This is a genomic window from Alistipes sp. CHKCI003, from assembly GCF_900021155.1.
In the GTDB taxonomy this organism is placed as follows: Bacteria; Bacteroidota; Bacteroidia; order Bacteroidales; family Rikenellaceae; genus Alistipes; species Alistipes excrementavium.
Genome location: NZ_FCNT01000101.1, coordinates 22,501 through 44,762 on the forward strand (window position 1 = coordinate 22,501; position 22,262 = coordinate 44,762).

18 protein-coding genes and 1 riboswitch are annotated in these 22,262 nt (G+C 65.5%); of the genes, 12 read left to right on the top strand and 6 right to left on the bottom strand.

Annotation, left to right across the window (positions count from 1 at the left end; all coding sequences use genetic code 11):
• The first annotated feature begins 224 nt into the window (after window positions 1-224).
• From BN3659_RS12425 to BN3659_RS12450, 6 genes are all read left to right on the top strand, one after another.
• Complete coding sequence (locus BN3659_RS12425) at window positions 225-1,439, top strand: SufS family cysteine desulfurase (protein ID WP_091537310.1); 1,215 nt, start codon at window positions 225-227, stop codon at window positions 1,437-1,439.
• Window positions 1,440-1,494: 55 nt separating this feature from the next.
• The gene (locus tag BN3659_RS12430; RefSeq protein WP_091537312.1) at window positions 1,495-2,178 is read left to right on the top strand and encodes a nucleoside/nucleotide kinase family protein; all 684 of its coding nucleotides are present in this window, start codon (window positions 1,495-1,497) and stop codon (window positions 2,176-2,178) included.
• A gap of 7 nt (window positions 2,179-2,185) precedes the next feature.
• Window positions 2,186-3,295, top strand: a complete 1,110-nt coding sequence (locus BN3659_RS12435) for a BT_3928 family protein (RefSeq protein ID WP_091537314.1) — start codon at window positions 2,186-2,188, stop codon at window positions 3,293-3,295.
• A gap of 254 nt (window positions 3,296-3,549) precedes the next feature.
• Window positions 3,550-4,542 (top strand): efflux RND transporter periplasmic adaptor subunit, encoded by a 993-nt coding sequence (locus BN3659_RS12440; protein WP_224757812.1) that lies wholly within the window; start codon window positions 3,550-3,552, stop codon window positions 4,540-4,542.
• 7 nt (window positions 4,543-4,549) lie between these two features.
• The gene (locus tag BN3659_RS12445) at window positions 4,550-7,582 is read left to right on the top strand and encodes an efflux RND transporter permease subunit (RefSeq protein ID WP_091537317.1); all 3,033 of its coding nucleotides are present in this window, start codon (window positions 4,550-4,552) and stop codon (window positions 7,580-7,582) included.
• On the top strand, window positions 7,579-8,820 hold the full coding sequence (locus BN3659_RS12450; protein ID WP_091537318.1) for a TolC family protein: 1,242 nt from the start codon (window positions 7,579-7,581) through the stop codon (window positions 8,818-8,820). The genes BN3659_RS12445 and BN3659_RS12450 overlap by 4 nt, the downstream gene beginning before the upstream one ends.
• Here BN3659_RS12450 and BN3659_RS12455 read toward each other — a convergent pair.
• Complete coding sequence (locus BN3659_RS12455) at window positions 8,817-9,224, bottom strand: OsmC family protein (RefSeq protein WP_091537320.1); 408 nt, start codon at window positions 9,222-9,224, stop codon at window positions 8,817-8,819. The two genes, BN3659_RS12450 and BN3659_RS12455, sit on opposite strands and share 4 nt — an antisense overlap.
• 277 nt (window positions 9,225-9,501) lie before the next feature.
• Here BN3659_RS12455 and BN3659_RS12460 point away from each other — a divergent pair, with 277 nt between their 5' ends.
• The 6 genes from BN3659_RS12460 (at window position 9,502) to BN3659_RS12480 (ending at window position 17,468) form a co-directional block, all read left to right on the top strand.
• Window positions 9,502-12,513 (top strand): tetratricopeptide repeat protein, encoded by a 3,012-nt coding sequence (locus BN3659_RS12460; protein ID WP_224757813.1) that lies wholly within the window; start codon window positions 9,502-9,504, stop codon window positions 12,511-12,513.
• 10 nt (window positions 12,514-12,523) lie between these two features.
• Window positions 12,524-14,230 (top strand): hypothetical protein, encoded by a 1,707-nt coding sequence (locus BN3659_RS12465; RefSeq protein ID WP_091537323.1) that lies wholly within the window; start codon window positions 12,524-12,526, stop codon window positions 14,228-14,230.
• A 133-nt stretch (window positions 14,231-14,363) separates the two neighbouring features.
• Window positions 14,364-14,621 (top strand): hypothetical protein, encoded by a 258-nt coding sequence (locus tag BN3659_RS12470; RefSeq protein ID WP_091537324.1) that lies wholly within the window; start codon window positions 14,364-14,366, stop codon window positions 14,619-14,621.
• Complete coding sequence (locus BN3659_RS13565) at window positions 14,618-14,755, top strand: hypothetical protein (protein ID WP_224757814.1); 138 nt, start codon at window positions 14,618-14,620, stop codon at window positions 14,753-14,755. Before BN3659_RS12470 ends, BN3659_RS13565 begins: the two co-directional genes overlap by 4 nt.
• Window positions 14,755-15,273, top strand: a complete 519-nt coding sequence (locus BN3659_RS12475; RefSeq protein ID WP_224757815.1) for a P-loop NTPase family protein — start codon at window positions 14,755-14,757, stop codon at window positions 15,271-15,273. Before BN3659_RS13565 ends, BN3659_RS12475 begins: the two co-directional genes overlap by 1 nt.
• 458 nt (window positions 15,274-15,731) lie before the next feature.
• Window positions 15,732-17,468, top strand: a complete 1,737-nt coding sequence (locus tag BN3659_RS12480; RefSeq protein ID WP_091537344.1) for a thiamine pyrophosphate-dependent enzyme — start codon at window positions 15,732-15,734, stop codon at window positions 17,466-17,468.
• 363 nt (window positions 17,469-17,831) lie between these two features.
• On the opposite strand, the gene BN3659_RS12485 is transcribed toward BN3659_RS12480, so the two are convergent.
• Genes BN3659_RS12485 through BN3659_RS12505 form a run of 5 tightly spaced genes read right to left on the bottom strand, consistent with a single transcriptional unit; the run spans window position 17,832 to window position 21,099 of the window.
• Window positions 17,832-18,536: a Dph6-related ATP pyrophosphatase gene (locus BN3659_RS12485; protein ID WP_091537326.1), complete on the bottom strand. Its 705-nt coding sequence runs from the start codon at window positions 18,534-18,536 to the stop codon at window positions 17,832-17,834.
• Complete coding sequence (locus BN3659_RS12490) at window positions 18,524-19,090, bottom strand: DUF2284 domain-containing protein (protein WP_091537327.1); 567 nt, start codon at window positions 19,088-19,090, stop codon at window positions 18,524-18,526. Before BN3659_RS12490 ends, BN3659_RS12485 begins: the two co-directional genes overlap by 13 nt.
• Window positions 19,087-19,821, bottom strand: coding sequence for a DUF6064 family protein (locus BN3659_RS12495; protein WP_091537329.1), 735 nt, complete (start codon window positions 19,819-19,821; stop codon window positions 19,087-19,089). Before BN3659_RS12495 ends, BN3659_RS12490 begins: the two co-directional genes overlap by 4 nt.
• Window positions 19,822-19,834: 13 nt before the next feature.
• Window positions 19,835-20,335, bottom strand: a complete 501-nt coding sequence (locus BN3659_RS12500) for a threonine/serine exporter family protein (protein ID WP_091537330.1) — start codon at window positions 20,333-20,335, stop codon at window positions 19,835-19,837.
• Window positions 20,332-21,099, bottom strand: a complete 768-nt coding sequence (locus BN3659_RS12505; protein WP_091537332.1) for a threonine/serine exporter family protein — start codon at window positions 21,097-21,099, stop codon at window positions 20,332-20,334. The genes BN3659_RS12500 and BN3659_RS12505 overlap by 4 nt, the downstream gene beginning before the upstream one ends.
• Before the next feature lie 906 nt (window positions 21,100-22,005).
• Window positions 22,006-22,201: riboswitch (cobalamin riboswitch) on the top strand.
• Window positions 22,202-22,262: the final 61 nt, after the last annotated feature.

Sequence of the window (22,262 nt, forward strand, 5' to 3'; positions counted from 1 at the left end):
CGGCCGCGTCAGGTGCCGGGCGGATGTGGACGGCCTGTGAATGACCGGAAGCGGATGTAACCGCTGTCGGAGGAGAGCCTCGCCGGAAGAAGTCTGGCCGGCTGCGGGAGCCGCCGGAGCTGCGGGAGCGCAGGGCCGGACGGCGGGAGGCTGGACGGGAAGCCGGCCGCTGCCGGAGATGCCGCGTTCGCGGCGGTTGAGTGGGAATGTAAGTGATTCGAGATATGTTCGACGTTGAAAAGATCCGGGAGGAGTTTCCGATTCTCTCCCGTGAAGTGTACGGCAAACCGCTGGTCTACCTCGACAGCGGCGCCACGGCACAGAAACCGCAGTGCGTGATCGACACGGTCGATCGGCTCCACCGCGAGCTCAATGCCAATGTCCACCGCGGGGCACACTACCTCTCGGAGGAGGCGACGGCGCTCTACGAGGCGGCGCGCGCGCGGATCGCCCGGTTCATCGGCGCCGCGCAGGAGGAGGTGATCTTCACGGCGGGCGCCACGGCATCGCTCAATACGGTAGCCTATGCGTGGGGCGGGGCGAACCTCGGGGCCGGCGACAACGTCGTCGTCAGCGAGATGGAGCATCATTCGAACCTCGTGCCGTGGCAGATGATCGCCCGCCGGCAAGGGGCCGAGCTCAGGATGCTGCCCTTCGACGAGCAGGGGCGGCTGATGACCGAACGACTGCCCGATCTGCTCGACGGGCGGACGAAAGTCGTGGCCGTTACGCAGGCGTCGAATACGCTCGGCACACGTCCCGATCTGCGGCCCGTGGCCGAGGCGGCGCACGCCGTGGGGGCCGTCGTCGTCGTGGACGGCTGTCAGGGCATCGTCCACGGCGGAGCGGACATGCGGACGCTCGGTTGCGACTTCTATGCCTTCTCGGGCCACAAACTCTACGGTCCGACAGGGATCGGCGTCCTTTGGGGGCGCCGCGAGTTGCTGGAGGCGATGCCGCCGTTCCTGTGCGGCGGCGACATGGTGGACCGCGTGTCGTTCGACGAGACGACGTTTGCTCCCGTGCCTCTGAAGTTCGAGGCCGGTACGGCGAATTTCGTCGGCGCCGTCGGACTGGGCGAGGCGGTGCGGTTCCTCGAAGGGCTGCCGCTGGCGGAGGTGGAGGCTTACGAGACGGAGCTGCTCGGCTATGCGACCGAGCGGCTGCTGTCGATCGACGGCCTGCGCATCTACGGCACCGCGGCCGGCAAGTGCGCCATCCTCTCGTTCAATGTCGAGGGGGTGCACCCCTACGACATGGGGATGATTCTCGACAAGATGGGCATCGCCGTGCGGACGGGGCAACACTGCGCCGAACCGGTGATGGCCCACTACGGCGTGAAGGGCATGTGCCGCGCTTCGCTGGCGCTGTACAACACGCGCGCGGAGATCGACGCGCTGGCCGCAGGCGTGGAGCGTGCGGTGCGCATGCTGCGTTAGGGCGGATTCGTGTCCTCTGCGGGGAGGGCGGCCGAGTATTAAAACGGATGAAGAGATGTTTGTAGTTTTGGAAGGATTGGACGGCGCGGGCAAGTCGACGCAGGTGCGGCGGCTGCGTCGCTTTTTCGAGGAGCGCGGGCTCGGGGTCGAGTACCTCCATTTCCCGCGTTTCGACGCTCCCGTCTACGGCGAGCTGATCGCCCGCTTTCTGCGGGGCGAGTTCGGCGCCGCGGACGAGGTGGACTCCTATCTGGTGGCGCTGCTCTTCGCGGGCGACCGCGCCGGGGCCGCCGCGCAGATCCGCGCATGGCTCGCCGGGGGACGTGTGGTGTTGCTCGACCGCTATGTCTGGTCGAATGTCGCCTACCAGTGCGCCAAACTGCGGGGGTCGGACGATGAGCGCCGGCGCCTCGGGCGGTGGATCCTCGACCTCGAATACGGTTACAACGGCATCCCGCGTCCCGACGTGTCGCTCTTTCTCGACGTGCCGCTGGCTTTCGTCGAGCGCAGGCTGACCGAGCAGCGCGAGGGCGACGACCGTGCCTACCTGCGAGGCGGACAGGACATCTACGAGTCGTCGCTCGCGCTCCAGCGCCGCGTGCGCGAAACCTATCTGGAGGCCGCCGCTGCGGACGACCGCCTGCGTGTGGTCGATTGCCGCGACGCCGACGGACGGATGACCGATCCCGACACCACGTTCGCGCGCATTCTCGGTGCGCTGACACCTTTTCTCGACTGACCCTGCCATGAAACCCAGACCGCTTCGCATCTTTTCGGACATCTGCCGCATCATTCTGGCTGCGACCTTCATCGTCTCGGGCTTCACGAAGGTGATCGACCCGTGGGGCACGGCGATCAAGATCAACGAATACCTGTCGATCTACGGCTTCGAGTACCTCGAACCCGGGAGTATGGCCTTCTCGATCTGGCTCTGCGGCGCCGAGTTCATGATGGGCTGCATGCTGCTCTTCAAGGTCCGCATCCGCCTCATTTCGATCTTCGCGCTGGCCTCGATGTGCTTCTTCACGCTGCTCACGCTGCTCAGCGCCACGTGGATCCCCGTCGAGGACTGCGGATGCTTCGGCGAAGCGCTGAAGCTCACGCCGTGGCAGACTTTTTTCAAAAACCTCGTCCTGCTGCCGATGGCATGGGTGGTGTGGTACCGTTACAGGCCCGACCGGGTTTTCGCGTTCAGGCCGCTGGAGATCGTCCTCACGCTCTTCTTTTTCTCGCTGGCCATGGGGCTCGGGACGTTCTGCTACCGCCATCTGCCGCTCATCGACTTCCTGCCCTACAAGGTCGGCGTCGACATCCGCGAGGCGATGCACGCCGCGGCGTCCGAGCCGGTCGGAGCGTCCGAAACGGTGCTCGTCTACCGCAACCGCACGACGGGCGAGGAGCGCGAATTTTCGCTCGACGACCCCGAGTGGCAGGATGCGGAGCAGTGGGAGTGGGTCGATACCCGCACGGACGCTCCGCTTCCGGCGGTCGAACCGCTCATCGGCGAATTTGCCCTGCGCGACGCCGAGGGCGACGCCACGGAGCGCATCCTCACGACGCGAGGCCGTCTCTACATGATCTGCGTTACGGCTTTCGACAAGATTCCGCGCGGATGCGAGCGGCGTCTGGGCCGTCTGGTGCGAGCGGCCGAGGCGGAGGGTGCGGAGGTCGTCTGCCTCACGCCCGAGCCGCTGGACGGCGTAACATGGCACTCGTTCGACGGCAGTGCGGCGGTGCGGTGTTACAACATCGACGCCACGGTGCTCAAGACCATGCTTCGGGCCGCGACCGGTCTGGTGGTGCTCGACGACGGAGTGATCGCTGCTAAAAAGAATTGTCGCGATATTCGTCCGTAGCGGCGCCGCGCGGTGCATGGTACGGTAATTGACTTCCGCGTAAGGTACGATCGAATCAGTGCCTTATGCGAACACCCGTTGAATTTCTTTCGGCCGTTTCTCGCCTCGGCTTAGCCCGGACCGGCGTTCGTCTCTGCGCTTGGCCCGGCGGGACGGTTCGTTTTTTTGCAGTCGTTTCGCCGTCCCGGCGGTCTTCCGGGCGGGGTTCGGGTTGCGCCCGGCTCATCGAAAACATTCCTCTCTTCATCTTCCTTTTGCTCGGTTCCTGCGGTTCGCCCCGCCCCGATGCGGCTGCGGTGCGGCCCGTGAAGGTCGTCGTCGCGGCCGGCGCCGAATTTCTCGACAAGGATTTCGCGGGGCTGGCGACGCCCGACGACGCCGTGAATCTCGCGTTCAAACTCTCGGGACAGATCCTCGACATACCCGTGTCGCAGGGCGAGAACGTGAAGAAGGGAGCGCTGCTCGCCGAGCTCGACCCGCGCGACGTGCGCCTGAAGGTCGATGCCGACAAATCGGCTTATGCCGAGGCCGAGTCGCAGCTCGCACGCATGAAACGGCTGCTCGACCACGAGGCCGTCTCGCGTCAGGAGTACGAAGCGGCTCAGACGCGCTATGCACAGGCCCGCTCGGCCTATGAAAATTCCAAAGACCTGCTCGCCGACACCAAGCTGCGGGCTCCGTTCGACGCCGTGGTCGAGGACAAGTATGCGGACGTCTATCAGCGCGTGCAGTCCGGCGAACCGATCCTGCGCATCGTGGGCCCCACGACCACGACCGTCAAATTCACCCTCCCCGAACAGGGGCTCTACCTGCTCTCGCTTCCCACGACGCGGTTCGCCGTGGAGTTCGACAACTACCGCGGCGTGCGCTTCGACGCCCGGTTGAAGGAGTATGCCAAGACTTCGTCCGATGCTTCGGGCTTTCCCGTGTCGCTCACGCTGGAGGGGACGTCCGCCTCGCGCTACCGCATTTCGCCCGGCATGTCGTGTCTGGTTACTATGCGGAGCGCCGACCCCGTGGCCGGCGCCGTTTCGGTGCCCGTGTCGGCGATCTATGCCCCCGCTTCGGGCGGCGAATACGTCTGGACGGTCGCCGGCGACTCGGTCGTGCGCCGTGCGGTACGGCTGGGCGAGCTCTTCGGCACGGACCGCGTGGTCGTCGACAGCGGTCTGGTGGCCGGCGAACGGGTCGTCTCGGCCGGCGTCTACCGGTTGCAGGACGGCGAGCGGGTGCGGATCTTGAAGTGAGACGGCCATGAATCTGCCCGAATACTCGATCCGCAACGCCAAGGTCGTCTGGTTCTTCCTCGCCGTGCTGCTCGCAGGCGGTGCCGCGGGCTTCGCTACGCTCGGCAAGAAGGAGGACGCGGCGTTCGTCATCAAGAGCGCTTCGCTCGTCTGTTCCTATCCGGGTGCGACGCCCGAGCAGGTCGAACAGCTCATCACCGAGCCCATCGAACGCGAGATACAGTCGATGCGCAGCATCCATAAGGTAACCTCCGAATCGTATTACGGCATTTCGAAGATCCTCGTCGAGCTCGACCCCGCCACTTCGGCGCGGGAGATCCCGCAGTTGTGGGACGAACTTCGACGCAAGGTGCTCGACATCCAGCCGAGCCTGCCGTCCGGTGCGTCGACCGTTACCGTGGCCGACGACTTCGGCGACGTCTACGGCATCTACTACGGTCTTTCGGCCGACGAGGGCTTCTCGTGGTCCGAGCTGCGGCAGTGGGCCCAACGCATCAAACGGACGCTCGTAACGGTCGAGGGCGTGCAGAAGGTGGCCCTCTACGGCGAGCAGACGCCCGTGGTGAACGTCTGCGTCAGTCTGGCGACGCTCGCCAATTTCTCCGTCCGCCCCGAGACGATCGTCTCGATCATCGGCCGCCAGAACACCATCGTCGACAGCGGCGAGGTCGAAGCCGGCAAGATGCGCATCCGCATCCTCGAAGACGGCGTCTACAAGAACCTCGACGCCATCGCCGACCAGCTGCTCACCTCGTCGTCGGGCAAGCAGTACCGGTTGGGCGACATCGCTCGCGTGGAGCGCGGCTATGTCTCGCCGCCGCGGACGCTCATGCGCGTGGACGGCCGCCGTGCCGTCGGCATCGGCGTCTCGACCGAGGCGCAGGCCGACGTGGTGAAGACGGGCGCACGGGTCGTGCGGGCGTTGGACGAAGCCACGCGCGACATGCCCGTCGGCATGCAGCTCACGGTGCTCTACCCCGAGGACCGCATCGCCCGCGAAGCCAATGCGACGTTCGTGCTCAATCTGGCCGAGTCGGTGGCCATCGTCATCGCCGTCATCATGCTCGTGATGGGTTTCCGCGCGGGTGTGCTGATCGGTTCGTCGCTGCTCTTCTCGATCGGCGGGACGCTGCTCCTCATGCAGTTCCTCGGCGAGGGGCTCAACCGCACCTCGCTCGCCGGATTCATCATCGCCATGGGCATGCTCGTGGACAACGCCATCGTCGTTACGGACAATGCCCGGCATGCCATGCTCCGCGGCACGGATCGGTTGCAGGCCGTAGCCGAAGGCGCCGATGCGCCCCGCTGGAGTCTGCTCGGAGCCACGCTCATCGCCATCTTCTCGTTTCTGCCGCTCTACCTCGCGCCGTCGGCCGTGGCCGAGATCGTCAAGCCGCTGTTCGTCGTGCTGGCGCTCTCGCTGCTGCTCAGTTGGGTGCTGGCTCTTACGCAGACGCCTCTGTTCGGCAGCTTCCTGCTCAAGCCCGCCGTGCAGCGCCGCGACCCCTACGATACGGCGTTCTACCGCCGTTTCGACCGGCTGCTGGGCGGTCTGATCCGCCGCCGCTGGTGGGTGGTCGGCGGTGTTGCGGCGCTGTTCGCCGTCTCGCTCGCCGTGATGGGACGCATGCCGCAGAATTTCTTCCCGTCGCTCGACAAACCCTATTTCCGCGCCGACGTCATCCTGCCCGAGGGCTACGACATCCGCGATACCGAGCGCAACATCCGCCGCATGGAGGAGTGGCTCCGCGTCCAGCCCGAGGTGAAGACCGTCTCGGCGACGATGGGCTCCACGCCGCCGCGCTACTATCTGGCCAGCAGCAGCGTGTCGCTGCGGCCCAACTTCGGCAACGTGCTCGTCGAGCTGTACGACAAGCGCTCCACGGCCGCCGTCGAGGAGCGGTTCGCCGCATTCGTCGGGGCCGAGCTGCCGGACGTGTGGCTGCGTTCGTCGCTCTTCAAACTCTCGCCCGTGCCCGACGCCGCCATCGAGTTCGGCTTCATCGGCGACGACATCGACACCCTCGTGCGCCTCACCCGCGAGGCCGAGGAGATCATGCACCGCAATGCCGGCGCCATGAACGTCCGCAATAGCTGGGGCAACCGCATACCGGCGTGGCAGCCCTTCTATTCGCAGGTGAAGGGACAGCGCATCGGCATTTCGCGCCGCGAGATGGCCGAGGGCATCACGGTCGCCACGCAGGGCTTCCGGTTGGGCGAATACCGCGAGGGGGATCAGTTGTTGCCGATTCTGCTCAAGGACGAGCGCATCGGCGATTATAACCTCACCAACCTTCAGGCCATGCCGCTCTTCACCCCGTCGGGCAAGGTGCGGTCGCTCGGACAGGCCGTGGACAGTTTCCGCTTCGGGTTCGTGCGGGGCGTGGTGAAGCGTTTCGACCGCCAGCGGGTGATGAAGGCGCAGTGCGATCCGGCGCGCGGCGCGAACACCATGCGGCTCTTCGCCGAGCTGCGCGATTCCGTCGAGCGGCAGGTGCGTCTGCCCGAGGGTTATGCGCTCAAGGTCTTCGGCGAACAGGAGAGCCGGCAGGAGTCCAACGAAGCGCTGGCGGCCAACATGCCGCTCACGCTGGTGCTGATCTTCGTCGTGCTGCTGCTGTTGTTCCGCAACTACCGGGAGCCTGCGGTGATCCTGCTGATGATCCCGCTGATCTTCATCGGCGTGGTGCTCGGGCTGGCGGCGACGGGCAAGGTCTTCAACTTCTTTTCGCTGCTGGGACTGCTCGGGCTGGTGGGCATGAACATCAAGAACGCCGTGGTGCTCGTCGAGCGGATCGGCGTGCTGCGCGCTTCGGGCATGACCCCCTACGATGCGCTCGTCTCGGCCACGCGCAGCCGCATCGTGCCCGTGGCGGTGGCTTCGGGCACGACGATCCTCGGCATGCTGCCGCTGTTGTTCGATTCGATGTTCGGGGCGATGGCCGCCACGATCATGGGCGGACTGCTGGTCGCCACGCTCCTGACGATCTGCGTGCTGCCGGTCGTCTATGCGCTGTTCTACAAAATCCGCAAACCATGAGAAAATCGGTGCTTTCCGCGTTTTGCCTCCTTTTGTGGCTGCCGCTTGCGGCCCAGATCACGCTCGACGACTACCGCGCCGACGTGGCCGCTTACAGCCGCCGGCTCCGCATGGCCGCCGCCGCGAGCGGCGAAGCCGCCGAGCGCGCGGGGCAGGCCCGCACGGGCTATCTGCCGCAGTTGTCGCTCGACGGCAGCTTCACGGTCGCGTTCCGCCGCGAGGACGGACAGAAATCGTGGACTTTCGGCGTGTTGCCCCAGATCGTGCAGACGCTCTACGGCGGCGGAGCCGTGCGGGCCGCCCACCGTCGGGCGGAGCTGGGCTACGACATCGCGCTGTGCGAGGAGGAGTTCGCGCGCTGCGACGTGCGCTATGCCGCCGACTACGCCTACTGGAACCTCTCGTCGCTGCGCATCTTCGCCGCCGCCATGAGGGAGTACGTGGGCATCATCCGCTCGCTTCGGGAGGTCGTCGAACGGCGTTTCGCCGAAGGGTACATCGCCAAGGGCGACGTGCTGATGATCGACGCGCGGCTGAGCGAGGCCGAGTACGGGCTGGTGAATGCCGAGCAGAATCTCTCGGTGGCGCTCCACAACTTCAACATCCTGCGCGGCATGCCGGTCGAAACGGAAGTGCGGCTCGCGCAGTCGATCCGCGACTCGATCCCGATGCCCGGGCGAGTATCGCCCGATGCGGCGCTTCTTAGGCGGGCGGACTATGCCGCCGCTGCGCTGCGGACCGAGCAGGCGGCGTGGGGCGTCGAGGCGGCCCGCGCACCGTTCGATCCGCAGGTGAGCGTCGGCGTGGGCGGCTCGTGGCAGCCTCATACGCCCAACCGCACGGGCCGCACGCGGATCGACGGGTCGGCCTTCGTGCGGGTGAGCGTGCCGATTTTCCATTGGGGCGAGCGGAGGCGCGCGGTGGGGGCGGCGCGTGCCGCGGAGCTGCGGAGCGAATGGAGCGCGGCCCAGCTGCGCGACGACATCGTGCGCGAGGAGACCAACGGCTGGACGGCCGTGGTCAAGAGCAATGCGCAGGTCTCCGCCACGGAGGAGAGCCTGCGCATCGCGGGCGAAAATCTCGAAATCAGCACCTATTCCTACGTGGAGGGACTCGCCACGATTCTCGACGTGCTGCAAGCCCAGTTGAGCTGGATTCAGCTCTACACGAACTCCATACAGGCGCGTTACAGCTATGCCGACGCCGTGTCGGCCTACCTGCGCATCACGGCCCGCTAAGCTTCGGCGGACTGGGTGCTGACGATGGCCGTTTCGTGGGAGACGGGTGCGATGCGTCCCAGCATCTGCACCGTTCCGCAGTATTTCTCGTGGGAGAGGTTGACGGCACGGCTGACTTTCGACTGTTCGTCGTAGCGGGCGCATTCGACGTTGTAGACCACGTTGAACGAACGGAAGACGCTCTCCGACTGCACGGTGTCGGTGGAGAGCTCGCCCGACATGCTGATTTCGAACCGGACGGGCGTTATGCGCTCCTTTTGCATGATCCTCAGGGCGGTGAGCCCGGCGCATTTGGCTCCGGCGTAGAGCAGCAGCGCTTTGGGGTTGAGGTCGGCGCAGGCCGTGTCTCCGCTCAGATCGAACCCCGACTTGTCGTTCATTTCCAAAGTTACTTTTTCGATCATAGTGTTAAGTGTTTAGAATGTAAAAGAATGTCTCCGTGCATGGCGCTTCATCGGACGCAACCGCCGGACGGGGTCGCCCGAAATCCCCGGCGGATAGGGGTTCGGGGCGTCGGCCCCGCAGACGCGGCCTCGGGCTGCGGATGACGGCGGCCGGCTGCGGAATCCGGGATGAAAACGCGCAGTGCACGAATCGGTCCTGTTACGGTTTTTCGAATGATAATAAAGCGGGGGCAATAATCGTTCCTTATGGTGTGCCCGAACTGAAAAATTCGTATCTTTGTCCGACTATATACCGGTACCTATGCGCAGCAATCCGATCATCCTGCCGATCCTCATCGCGGGGCTCCTCTGCATCCGTGCGGGGCGCGCCGCCGAACCCGAAACCCTCGCTCTCATCGACCGCGGCGTCGAGCTGTTCGACTACGGCCGCTGGAACGACGCCCGCCACGAATTTCTGCGGGCGCAGCAGGGGCTCGCGCCCGACGACCGCTACGAACGCCAGAAGGTCGAGTTCTATCTGGCGGCCTGCGCCGTCGAGCTGGGCGACCGGGATGCCGAGGGGGCGTTGAAGGGTTTCGTGGAGCGGTGGCCCGGTTCGGTCTTCGGCAACGACGTGCTTTTCTCGCTGGCATCGTACTACTGCACGGCGGGCGACATGGCCGCTGCGGCCCGCACCTTCGCCGAGGTGGATTACCGGTCGCTCGGCGCGCAGCGCAAGGCGCAGTACGACGTCCGCATGGGCTATGCGGCCTTCTGCGCCGGCCGCTACGACGAAGCCTACGGTTACTTCGACCGTGTGGAGCCGCGCAGCGAGTACGCCGACCATGCGCTCTACTACAAATCCTACATCGACTATGCCCGCGGCGACTACGACCGCGCCAAGCTGGGCTTCAACCGCCTCGCGTCGAGCGACGCTTATGCGCCTCTGGTGCCTTACTACCTGCTCCAGCTCGAATTCATGGAGGGCGACTACGACTATGTCGTCCGCGAGGGCGATGCGCTGGCCGCGAAAGCCGCGCCCCGGCACCGCACCGAGCTCGAACGGGTGCTGGCCGAGTCGTGGTACCATCTGGGCGACTACGACAAAACCGTCGGTTATCTATCGGCCTACCGCCGCGACGGAGGCGACTTCGGCCGCAACGAGGAGTATCTGATGGGATACTCGCTCTACCGCACGGCCCGCTATGCCGATGCCGAGGGCTACCTGCGCCGTGCGTGCGGCGCCGACGACGCTCTGACGCAAAACGCCTCCTACCATCTGGCCGACTGCTGCATCCGACGGGGCGCCAAGCGCGAGGCGATGCAGTCGTTCGCCATGGCCGCCAACGATGCGTTCGACGCTTCGATCGCCGAAGACGCCCTGTTCAATTACGGCAAATTGCAGTACGAACTGGGCGGCGGCGTCTTCAACGAGGCGATCAACCTCCTCACGCGCTACATCGAGCGCTACCCCTCATCGCCCCGCACGGCCGAGGCGCGACAGCTGCTCGTGGCCGCCTACTACAATTCGCGCAACTACGACGCCGCCTACGAAGCCCTCCGGTCGGTGCCTTCGCCCGACGCGGAGCTGCGCGCCGCCTTGCAGAAGATCGCCTACTTCCGCGCGCTCGAAGCGTGGACCGGCGGCGACCGTGCGGCCGCCGCACGGCTCATGGCCGAATCCGCTGCGGTGGGCGTGAGTCCCAAATACAATGCGCTCGCGCTCTTCTGGCAGGGCGAGATGGCCTATGCCGACGGCGATTACGCTGCCGCGGCGAAATGCTACGACGCCTACCTGAGACGCGCTCCCCGCAGCGCGGCGGAGTATGCGCTGGCGTGGTACAACCTCGGCTACTGCCGTTTTTCGGAGGAGCGGATGCCCGAGGCCGGCGAGGCTTTCTCGAAATTCCTGTCGCTCCGCCGCACGGCCGACGACTACCGCGCCGATGCGTGGAACCGGCTGGGCGACACGCAGTATGCCGCCCGCGATTTCGAAGCGGCGTCGGAGAGCTATGCGAAGGCCGTCGCCGCGGGCGGCCCTGCGAAATACTATGCACAGTATCAGCGGGCCGTAACGCTCGGCATTCTGCATGAACCTCAGGCCAAGATCGAGGCCCTGCGGGGGATCATCGCCGCGGGCGAGGGCGACTATGCGGACGACGCCTCCTACGAGCTGGGCCGCACCTATATCGCCGCAGAGCAGTACGCCGAGGGAGCCCGTGCGCTCGAACGCTTCGTGGCCGACTACCCTTCGTCGCCGATGCGCACGCAGGCGCTCGCCGATCTGGGACTGGCGTGGCTCAACCTCGGCGACGAGGAGAAATCGCTCGCGTACTACGACCGCGTGGTCTCCGCCGCTCCCCAATCCGCCGAAGCGAAGGGGGCGCTGGAGGGCATCCGCGACATCTATGTTTCGCGCGGCGACGCCGACGCCTATTTCGCCTATGCCGAGCGGGCGGGGCTCGAAAGCGACGTTACGCTCGTGGCGCGCGATTCGCTGACCTTCGCCGCGGCGCAGCAGCTCTACCTCGCACGGCAGGACGGGCCGGCGGCCCGTGCGCTCGCAGACTATGCGGAGCGCTTCCCCAAGGGCTACTACCTGACCGATGCGCTCTACTATCTGAGCGATACCTATCTGCGTCTGGGGCAGCGGGACGAAGCCGTCGCCACGCTCGCGGCGCTGGCGGATCGCAGTCCCAACGCCCACACGGCCACGGCGCTCGCCCGTCTGGCGGAGATGACCCGCGACGACGGACGTTATGCCGAAGCCGCCTCGGCCTACCGCCGCCTCTACGATGCGGTCGGAGAGCCGAAAGCCCGCAGCGAGGCCATGACGGGCTATGTGCGGGCCACGCTGGCCGAAGGCGATCCCGCGAAGATCGCGCCGATGGCCGCCGACGTGGCCGCTTCGGCCGATGCCGGTGCGGTCGCCGTGCGCGAATCGCAGTTCGCACTGGCCGAGCAGCTCCGCGAGGGGGGCGACTGGAAGGAAGCCGTGAAGATCTATCGCCGGCTCTCCTCCGAAGTGAAGAGCGCCGAGGGTGCGGCCTCGGCCTACTATGTCCTGCAGGATACGTTCGATGCGGGCGATCCGGCGAAGGCCGAGAAGGCCGTGTTCGCCTACATCGACCGCCGGACGCCCCACGCCTACTGGCTGGCCAAAGCCTACCTGCTTTTGGGCGACGTCTATGCCGCCAAGGGCGACGCCTTTCAGGCGCGCGCCACGTGGCAGAGCGTCGCCGACGGTTATTCGCCCGCCGACGACGGCATCGTGAGCGAAGCCAAGGCGCGCATCGCCCGACTCGATTGATCCCTGAGCCATGAAAAGAATCTTCCATACCATCCTCTTCGCGGCGCTGCCCATGCTGGCGGCGGCGCAGGTCGATAAAAGCGTCGAAGTGAGCAAGGAGTACGTGCCCGCCGTCGCGGCGGCCGCGAAATTGCCCGTAGCGCCCGACATGACCGATACGGTGCGTCTGCGTCCAGACATCGACTACTCGATCACTCCGCTTTCGATCTCCACCAACCTCGCCTCGAAACCCATCCGGCCGGCGACGGTTACCTACTGGGAGTTCAACCGTCCCGAGCCCTTCTACCTCAAGCTGGGGGCGGGCTGGCCTCTTAATTCGGCCGCCGACTTCTACGCATCGACGCAGAATCCCGGGACGGGGTATCTGCTCGGCTACATCAATCACGAAGGCCGCTATGCCGGTGTCCGCAACGATTTCGGACTCGCGGACGACGCCCTGCGCATGATCAACCGTGCGGGCATCGCTGCGGGCAAGTACTTCGGACGACATATGCTCGAAGGGGAGTTCGGCTACGAGAACCGCTTGTACCGCCGTTACGGCCAATATACGATGGACCCGATGCCCGCCTCCTTCGGCCCGAAGGCGCAGTACGGCGAGTTCGACGTGAAGGTCCGCGTGGGCGACGATTTCACCGACCTGAGCCGCTGGAATTTCAATCTCGGCCTGCGCGGCGCGCTCTTTCTCGACCACTCCGACGGCGGGCGGACCGCCGTCGGGGCGCGCCAGACCCATCTGGGCGTCGACGGTGCGCTGGCGCGCCGGTTCGGCAGCCACATGTTCCGCCTCGACGTGATGTACGAACACGGTGCCGGTGCGAAGTCCCTGTCGGATTATTATGAGGACATCTTCTCGGGCGGTTTGCGCTACGGTCTGCGCGGCGGCCGGCTGCGGCTGGAGCTGGGGGCCGACTACTACTACGACAAGATCGTGGGCCGCGACGGCCGCCACTACGTCGTGCCGGCGCTGCTCGTGCATCTCGATCTGGGCACCGAAGCCTTCAGGCCCTATCTGGAGGCGGACGGCAGCCTGCGCGACAACAGCCTGCGGACGCTCACGCGCCTGAATCCCTACCTCGCCGGACCGCAGTGGGGCGACAAGAGCACGGTGTCGTACGATGCGCGTCTGGGCGCTTCCGGTTCGCTTGCAGGCTCGAAACTCGTCTACCGTCTCTTCGCTTCGGCCGGTATCCGCGAGAATCGGCTCTTCTGGTACGGCGTGCGGCACGATACGGGGTTGACGACGGCGCTCGACGTGTTCTCCTTCGCACAGGGCCGTCAGCGCGTCGCCTCGCTCAACGGCGAACTGGAGTACAAACCCGCCGGCCGCTTCCACCTGATGCTGGGCCTGCACGGTTATCTTTACGACGACGATACGGTCTACGCCTGCGGTCTGCCTGCGTTCGAGGGCCGCTTCGCGGCCCGCTACAACGGACGCAAGGTGTCGTTCGGCGTTACGGCCGACGTGCAGAGCGTCCGCCACTGGACCGTGTTCGTCTATCCAGCCTCGGCGTCGGGCATCGCTCCGGCGCCACCCCGCACGGAGTCCTTCGCCGCGCCGTTCTCGGTCGATGTCGGCGCCGATATAGACTGGCGCATCACGCAGGGTTTCTCGCTTTTTGCGGAAGCGCACAATCTGGCCGATATGAAACTCTATCGTTATGCCTATTATCCCGAGTACGGGATCAATTTCACGGCGGGCGTGAAATTCGTCTTCTGATCTTGCGGAGTCTCTGGGCGGTCTTTCTTTTCTGCGGCGTGCGTTCGCCGGCCGCCGGGCGGGCGCCTGTCTGCGCAAGGCGGGACTTCTGTGGCGCTTCTACCGCTCGGCGCTTCTGCTGCCGTGCCTTTGCGTGTCGGTCGCCCTTGCGTGGGCCGCGACGTGGGAGGAGGGACCCAACGTGCCGACGCTCTGTGTGGCGAAGGCGGCGTGCTATGCGCCGATCCTCTGTCTGCTTTTCTCGCTCGGTCCGCGGCGTTTCTACTACTATGCCGATCTCGGGCGGCCGCGCAGACGGCTCGTCGCATGGTGCTGCGCGGCCGGTTTTCTGCTCTTCGTCGCACTGGCCTGCGCGGCGGCCCTCTTCGCAGCCGTAAACCGCATGCTATGAAACTCACGCTCGACATCGGTTCGGTCGAACCGGCATTCGCCGACCGGAAGATCTTGCAGGGGGTCTACATCCGGATCGAGACGGGAGCCGTCACGGGTCTGCTCGGCAGCAACGGCAGCGCAAATCGTGTCTGATGAACATCCTCTTCGGCATGCTGCACCCCGCGTTCAAATCCCTGCGCTTCGACGGCGTGTGGGCCGACCGCTTCGGCGCCGACGAAGTGCACTGCCTTCCCCAGCACGGTTTCGTCCCCGACAATCTGCGCATGGATCGGGTTTTGCGCGACTTCGGACTCGACGCCGCAGACTTTTTCGGCTGGTTCCCCGATCTGGACAAGTTGCGGGGCAGCCGCTTCGGGACCCTGTCGGGCGGCGAGCGGCGGGTCGTGGAGTTCTATGCGATCCTCTGCCCGCCCTGTCGCTTCGTGCTGCTCGACGAATCCTTCGCTCAGGTGATGCCGCTGCATATCGACACCTTCTGCAAGCTCCTCGAACGGGAGAAGCGCAACAAGGGCATCCTGCTCACCGATCACCGCTACCGTCAGGTGCGCGCCGTCTCGGATTCGCTCTGCCCCATGAGCGGCGGCACGACCCGTCCGGTTCGCCGGGCGGAGGAGCTCGTGCGGTGGGGATACGTTAACCGTACCGATTGAAGGCCGGAATTTTTTCCTTGAGTTTCTTTCGACCGTTTCCCGCCTCGGCCGGGTCCGAACCTGCGGTTGGTCTCTGCGCTCGGCTTAACGGCAAAGGGCCGATAAAATCGGGTTCGAAAACGATTCGTTGGTTTTTCTGGCGGAGTTATCGGGTGGGGGCGTCGCCGCCGCTTGCATCGGGGAAGCCCACATTGTGCTTTCGTGCCGGCGCTTTCGTCAGTTCGCAGGCTTCGTCCGCCGCGGACCATGCGAAAGCGGCATAAACGACGTTGCGACCCTATGTTGTCGTCTGTGGGATGTATTCCCGCATCCTCATGGTCGGGAGGCGGACCTTTTGTCGGGATGGCGGGTTTCGCGTTCGGCTCCCTTCGGTCGTCCGCTATGCGGATGCCGTCCGAGAACGCATCGTGGCACCGATCTTGAACCGGATCGCCGGAGTATCGAACAATAAGACGATCATGGGAACGAAAGCGGCCGACCGATTGGTCGAAACGATTTGCAGAGCGGGTATCCGCCGGATTTATGCCGTGGCGGGCGACAGCCTGAACGAGGTGAACGACGCCGTGCGCCGTGCCGGCACGGTGGAGTGGGTGCACATGCGCCATGAGGAGAGCGGGGCGTTCGCCGCGTCGGCCGAGGCGCAGCTCAACGGCATCGCCTGCTGCGCCGGCAGCAGCGGTCCGGGGCACGTGCATCTGGTCAACGGGCTTTACGACGCGCAGCGCAGCAATGCCTCGGTGCTGGCGATCGCCTCGACCTGCGCCACGGACGAATTCGGCACGCAGTACTTTCAGGAGACCGAGCCCCTTAAGCTGTTCGGCGATTGCAGCGGTTACTGCCAGATGGCCGCGACGCCCGCGCAGTTGGCGCGTATGCTGCCTGCGGCGCTCCAGTATGCGGTGCACCGCAAAGAGGTGGCGGTCGTCGGACTGCCCGGCGACGTGGCGGCCGCGGAGGCGGCCGAGACCCCGGGCGCTCCGTGGCTGCTGCCGTCCGAGAGCCTCTGCCGTCCCGCGGACGGACAATTGCGCGAGCTGGCCCGCATGATCGGCGAGGCGGAGAAGATCACGCTTTTCTGCGGCATCGGGGCGCGCGGGGCCCATGCGGAGGTGGTGCGGCTGGCCGGGACGATCAAGGCGCCCGTGGCCTACAGCTTCAAGTCGAAGATGGAGATTCAGTACGACAACCCCTACGAGATCGGGATGACCGGCCTGCTGGGGCTCCCTTCGGCCTATGCCAGTATGCACGAGTCGGATCTTCTGATTCTGCTGGGGACGGATTTCCCCTACGAAGCCTTCCTGCCCTGCCAGTGCCGGATCGTGCAGGTCGACATCCGTCCCGAACGGATCGGGCGGCGTGCCCGCGTGGAGCTCGGGCTGGCGGGCGACGTGGGGGATACGATCCGCGCACTGCTGCCGATGCTCGGGGTGCGGGACGACAGGGGATTCCTCGACCGTCAGTTGCGGCGCTACCGCGAAGTGCGGGAAAAGATGAACGCCGTGGCTGCGAAGCGCGGCGGCGAGGGGCGGATCGCGCCCGAGTATGCGGCGACGCTCGTCGACCGCATCGCGGCGGACGACGCCGTGTTCTGCGTCGACACGGGCATGTGCTGCGTGTGGGGTGCGCGCTATCTGCATGCCACGGGCCGCCGGCGGATGCTCGGGTCGTTCAACCACGGCTCCATGGCCAATGCACTGCCGATGGCCATCGGGGCGGCTTTCGCACGCCCCGGACAGCAGATCGTGGCCCTCTGCGGCGACGGCGGTCTTTCGATGCTGCTGGGCGATCTGGCTACCGTGGTGCAGTATCGCCTGCCCGTGAAGATCGTCGTGTTCAACAACCGCGCGCTGGGTATGGTGAAGCTCGAAATGGAGGTGGCCGGGCTGCCCGACAGCCAGACCGATCTGTACAATCCGGATTTCGCGGCCGTTGCCCGTGCCATGGGCATCCCGGCCTTCACGGCGGATTGTCCGGACGATGCGGAACGGGTGCTGCGCGAGGCTTTCGCGACGGAGGGACCCGTACTCGTGAGCGTGCAGACCGATCCCGATGCGCTGGCCATGCCGCCCAAAGTGGAGTTCGCGCAGATGGCGGGGTTCGTGCGGGCGATGACGAAACTCATTCTGGCCGGACGCGGCGACGAGGTGATCGCCACGGCCCGGAGCAACATCAAACATCTGTGGGGGATGATCTGACCGGAGGCCGGAGAAAAGAGAAAAGAGAAAGAGAGGGGCCGGCCGGCAAGTTTCGAAGATCGGAAATCGGCGGTGTGTCCCGACGGGTAGCCTCTGCTGCGTTGTGATCGGCATCCCGGCTCGGACCTGTATTTCGGAACGTTTCTTCCGCCGCGGATCCCGGTGTCCTGTATTTTCCGTTCTTGCATGTCTGAAGAGGAAGCGTCGAATTGTCCGATTGGACGCATCCTCGAATCGTCGAAAGGGGCGTCCGGCCCCTTTTTCGTATGGAGAACTTGTCCGTCTTCGGCTCCGCTGCTGCATCGGCGACGGGCGGCCGGAGCATTTCGATTGATCGGCGTCCGGGCGGTGCGGAGGTGCGGATTACGCTTCCAAGCGGGCGAACCAGTAGGTGTAGGTGCGTGTCGAACCGTCGTCGAGCCGAACGTCGTAGCTGCGGCTGAAGGGGTCGCCCAGACGGAACGGGACGGGGCGGCGGAAGATGGGGCCGTCGAAGCAGAAGGTGTGGTACTCGCCGTTTTCGCCGTTGGGGTCGGTGCCGGCGGGCAGCGAGTCGAGGAATGCGCGGTCGATCCGGCGGCCGATGGTCTCGGGGCCGAACAGGTCGGCTTGTGCGGTAACGACGACGGTCTTGAGACCCGTGCCGAGAAATTCGCGCATGACCGCTTCGGAGCTGCGGCCCCAGAGCGGTTCGGCCACCTCGATGCCGAGCGGTGCGAGCTGCCGCTCGCGGTAGGTGCGCACGTCGTGCAGGAAGATGTCGCCGAAGATGAAGCAGCGGACACCCTGTCGCTTGAAACGCTCTGCCGTGCGGGCCATCGCTGCACCGTAATCCTCCATCGTGCCGGCGGGCGCGAGGTCGACCGCGTGCAGGGGGATGCCGATGCTCGCGGCCTGTGCCTGCAACAGCGGAAGCGGGATGCCGTGCATGGTCGAGCGGCGCGTGTCGCGGTTGACGGTCGTCAGCAGCGCGACGATTTCGTAGCGTCCGGACTTCAGAGCCCGCAGCAGCGCGTGGGCCGAGTCTTTGCCGCCGCTCCAGTTGAAGACCGCCTTTACCCGTTCCATACGACGTGTTCCGCATTGTGGAAGAGACCGCAGACCAGCGTGAGGTATTCGGGCATCCGCCCTTCGCGGCCCCACCGGAGTTCGATGCCGAAGAGTTCGGAGGTCGTGCGGCCGATGTCGAATCCGCAGGCTTCGAGCGAGGGGCGCACGAGTTCGGGGTGGCGGCAGGGCAGACCTTCGGGCCGCGTGCAACTCCCCTCGGGGCAGTGGAGGCAGCTGCCGGCATAGGCGAACGAGCGGCCGCCGCAGGTGCGCTCCAGATCGAGCAGGCGCGCTTCGAGCCGCTGCCTCTCGGGTCGGATCAGACGGCGGGCTTCGGCGAGCGGAAGAGCGCGCTCGGCGGGAGTGATCTTCGTGGCGACGAGCAGTGCCGTGCGGTATTGCGCGAGGCGGGTTTCGACATCGAAATCGAACGGGGGACATCCCCAGCTGCGGCCATAGCTGGGGCAGGCGCGGCAGTAGCCGGCGATCCGCTCCGCATCGCGGAAGCGGGCCGTGTACTCGGCGACGGGAAGGGTCGCGATGCGGTCTTCGGCATGGTAGGAGAGGGTCATAGGCCGGCGAAGAGATCGAACTGGTGGAGGAGCGTGAGGGTGAAGAAGGTTCCGACGAGCAGGCACAGCACGGCCAGCAGCGCATTGAGCACGCGCGGCGAAGGTTTCGAGGGTGCGGCCGCGATCTGCCGGACGTACTCGCGGAAAAAGACGTAGAGCGCCGGGACGACGCTGCACGCGAGCAGATAGTCTTCGGGAATGCCGAAGAAGTAGACTTTGGAAAGGCCGATGAGGGCCCAGTGGCAGAGGAACATCGCCAGCACGATGTTGACCCGCTGGGAGAAGGCGAGCATCAGTCCGATGGTGAAGACGGCCACCGAGCAGGGCATGACGGGCGAGGTGATGGCCGGAAAGGTGCGCCCCAGTGCCAGCGAGGCGAGCGGATAGACCGCCGGCATGAGGAAGAGCAGCAGGGCGAAGCGGCTGTGGCGGCCCGTGCGTTCGAGCGAGGCGTGGCCGGCCGCGAGGTCGTAGAGCCAGATGCAGCCCATGATGGCCCAGAAGAGCGCCAGCATGTCGTGGTATTCGCGCGGGCGGCAGTAGATCATGTAGTAGACGCCGGCGATCCAGAAGTTCAGGAGGGCCATGTAGAGTTTCATTCCCGTCCGCACGGCTTTCGACGGGCGCACGCAGAGCAGCAGCGTGAGCAGGGCGCCGAGTGCCGCGAGTGCGATTTGCAGCGGCCATGTGGCGGCGTTGTAGGCGGAGATCGTATTCCAGAAGGTTTCCATGTGCGCAGGGCGGTTATCGGCCGGGATTTTTGCGTCGCGTGAGCGAGAAGGCGCGGCGGTTGAAGACGAAGATCGGCAGTGTGGCGCCGGCGGCCAGCAGGATGATGACGCTCAGCGAGACGGTGGCGTTGAGGAAGAACTGCTGCATGTATTGCAGCCCCTCGCCCGGGTCGTTGAGCGATTGGAGGAACATGATGAGCGAGAAGACGGTTTTGTAGGCGTAGATGCCCGGAACCATCGGCAGCAGGGCCGGAATGTAGAGCACCGTCATCGGGCAGCGCACGCCGCGCCCCAGCCAGAGGCTTCCCATTCCGATGGTCAGGGCGGCGAAGAGCGAGCCCGTGGCGATGTCGATCCCGGCGTAGTTCATCAGGCAGAAGCGCAGGGCGTGGCCTGCGGCCGCCAGCAGCGCGATGCGCGGGAAAGCCCGCATCGGCGGATCGGAAATGGCTCCGAAACCGATGGCGGCGACCGCCGCGAAAAGTCCGTCGAGAAAGATGTCCGCAGCGATCATAGCAAACTGTTTTTGACCATCAGAAGCGTGGCCGAGAGACCCACGGCGATGCAGACGATCAGCAGCAGGGCGTTGATCAGCCGGCTGAAACCGATCAGGATGTGGCCTTCGACGATGTCGATCACACCGTTGATGAGCGGTACGCCCGGGACGAGGAACAGCGGGCTGGTGGCCAGCGCGGTCTGGGCCGTGCAGTCGAAGCGCAGCGCCGCCGAGGCGCAGAGCGACGCCATGAAGGCCGCGACGATGAAGACGAGGTAGTGGTTGACGCCGTGGGCCTGCATCCGCTGTTTGGCCGCGAAGCCCACGAGCGTGGCGGTGAAGACGATGCCGACGGCCGTCCAATCGCCGCCGAAGAGGCGGCAGAACGAGGCGTTGGCCAGTCCGACGGTCAGCAGCACGAAGATCGGGTCGATGCGCGGCTTGGCGGTCAGCCCGCCGAAGCGGCGGCGGATCTCCTCCAGCGGCAGACGCTCGTCGAGGGCATCCCAGCTCAGGGCGCTCAGATCGGAGTTGCGTTCGAAGCTGACGGGCAGCGCCGGAATCCGCACTACGCGCGTTACGACCTCGCCGCTCGTCTCGTCGCGCGCGGTGAGAATCGTGCTCTTCTGGAAACTCGAAAGCTGGATGTCGACCCCCTGCGAGGCGCCGATTCGCTGCGAATTGCGGATCACGCGCGAGGTGTGTACGCCCGAACCGAGCAGATAGGTGGCGTACTCGGCGATGAAATCGAGGATTTCGTGCAGTTCCTTCTGGGTTTTCATAGGCGTTGGTTTTGTTGCCTTCGTTTTCCCGTTTCGGCGGTTTTCGGGTACGCGCGGATTGCCCTCCCCCTTCCTGCGGTCTTGACGGAAACGTTGGCTTCGCCTTCGTTTCTCGCTTCGGCAGAGTCGAAGAACGGGCATGGCTCTGCTCTCGGCTTAACGAAAACGCTGCAAAAGTAGTGTATTCCGGCGGAACCCGAAACGTTTTCGGAAAAAATTTGTCGGCGGCTGATTCGGGCCGTTTTCCTGTGCCGGTCGTTCCGTGTCGGCTGTCCGTTGCGGACCGTGCGATGCCGGCAGCCGGATCGGCGGGCGCGGCCGGCCTCCGACAGTCCGCAAGAGGAAGACGGGTGTCCGGGACTTTTTCCGGCGACGGGGCTGGACGATCCGCGAAATATCGCCTCGCGGTCTTTGGGATCCGGGTTTTGCGGTTCGTCGCCGGCGGCTCGGTTTTGCCGATGGTCCGGTGTCGGCGCTGCGGCATTGCCTTTGGTCGGCGTTCGCCGGCGGCATCGGGTTTCGGGCGGAGCTGCGGGCCGCCTCGGGAAGAGTGCGGCGGACGGCCTTCATCGCACGCGCGATCGAGTGCCGAAGCCCGTCCCTCGGTGAAAGGTCGTGCGCGGGCGTTACGGAAAAAGGTCGCGGATCAGGCGGGGTGCGGTCGTCCGCAATTCTGCCGGGCGATGCCTCAGCGTCCGCGGAAAGCATCGGTCCAATGCGCTGCCGGGCGATACGTCCGACAGCTCCGGACCCGCGCCGGCAGGGCCCCGGAACGTCCCGGAACGCATCGGAACCGGCCGGAAGAGGGCCGTGCGGAGGGTGCGGCGGAGACCTGTATGCGGAGCGGCCGGGATGCCGGATGTTTCGATTATTTGCGAAAAAGCTTTGTTTTTCGGAATTAACCCGTATCTTTGCGGCAGATTTGGTCTCCTGCCGCCGTCGGGCGGAGGGGTGAAAAGGGAATCGGGTGCAAATCCCGGACAGTCCCGCTGCTGTGAAGCTCCGCGTTCGTTCCGAACATCTCGGCCACTGATCCTCTCGGGATCGGGAAGGCTTCGGAACGGGAGTAAGTCAGAAGACCTGCCAAGTCGATTCGATGCCGTGAGACCCCGTGGGATGGGCAAACGGTTTCGGTTGAGTTCAAACGAATGTAACGAATGATT

What these genes read in the sequence shown, in the direction of transcription:
- BN3659_RS12425 (WP_091537310.1), top strand. Translation starts at nt 225, where the DNA reads ATGTTCGACGTTGAAAAGATCCGGGAGGAGTTTCCGATTCTCTCCCGT.
- BN3659_RS12430 (WP_091537312.1), top strand. Translation starts at nt 1,495, where the DNA reads ATGTTTGTAGTTTTGGAAGGATTGGACGGCGCGGGCAAGTCGACGCAG.
- BN3659_RS12435 (WP_091537314.1), top strand. Translation starts at nt 2,186, where the DNA reads ATGAAACCCAGACCGCTTCGCATCTTTTCGGACATCTGCCGCATCATT.
- BN3659_RS12445 (WP_091537317.1), top strand. Translation starts at nt 4,550, where the DNA reads ATGAATCTGCCCGAATACTCGATCCGCAACGCCAAGGTCGTCTGGTTC.
- BN3659_RS12450 (WP_091537318.1), top strand. Translation starts at nt 7,579, where the DNA reads ATGAGAAAATCGGTGCTTTCCGCGTTTTGCCTCCTTTTGTGGCTGCCG.
- BN3659_RS12455 (WP_091537320.1), bottom strand. Translation starts at nt 9,224, where the DNA reads ATGATCGAAAAAGTAACTTTGGAAATGAACGACAAGTCGGGGTTCGAT.
- BN3659_RS12465 (WP_091537323.1), top strand. Translation starts at nt 12,524, where the DNA reads ATGAAAAGAATCTTCCATACCATCCTCTTCGCGGCGCTGCCCATGCTG.
- BN3659_RS13565 (WP_224757814.1), top strand. Translation starts at nt 14,618, where the DNA reads ATGAAACTCACGCTCGACATCGGTTCGGTCGAACCGGCATTCGCCGAC.
- BN3659_RS12475 (WP_224757815.1), top strand. Translation starts at nt 14,755, where the DNA reads ATGAACATCCTCTTCGGCATGCTGCACCCCGCGTTCAAATCCCTGCGC.
- BN3659_RS12480 (WP_091537344.1), top strand. Translation starts at nt 15,732, where the DNA reads ATGGGAACGAAAGCGGCCGACCGATTGGTCGAAACGATTTGCAGAGCG.
- BN3659_RS12485 (WP_091537326.1), bottom strand. Translation starts at nt 18,536, where the DNA reads ATGGAACGGGTAAAGGCGGTCTTCAACTGGAGCGGCGGCAAAGACTCG.
- BN3659_RS12490 (WP_091537327.1), bottom strand. Translation starts at nt 19,090, where the DNA reads ATGACCCTCTCCTACCATGCCGAAGACCGCATCGCGACCCTTCCCGTC.
- BN3659_RS12495 (WP_091537329.1), bottom strand. Translation starts at nt 19,821, where the DNA reads ATGGAAACCTTCTGGAATACGATCTCCGCCTACAACGCCGCCACATGG.
- BN3659_RS12500 (WP_091537330.1), bottom strand. Translation starts at nt 20,335, where the DNA reads ATGATCGCTGCGGACATCTTTCTCGACGGACTTTTCGCGGCGGTCGCC.
- BN3659_RS12505 (WP_091537332.1), bottom strand. Translation starts at nt 21,099, where the DNA reads ATGAAAACCCAGAAGGAACTGCACGAAATCCTCGATTTCATCGCCGAG.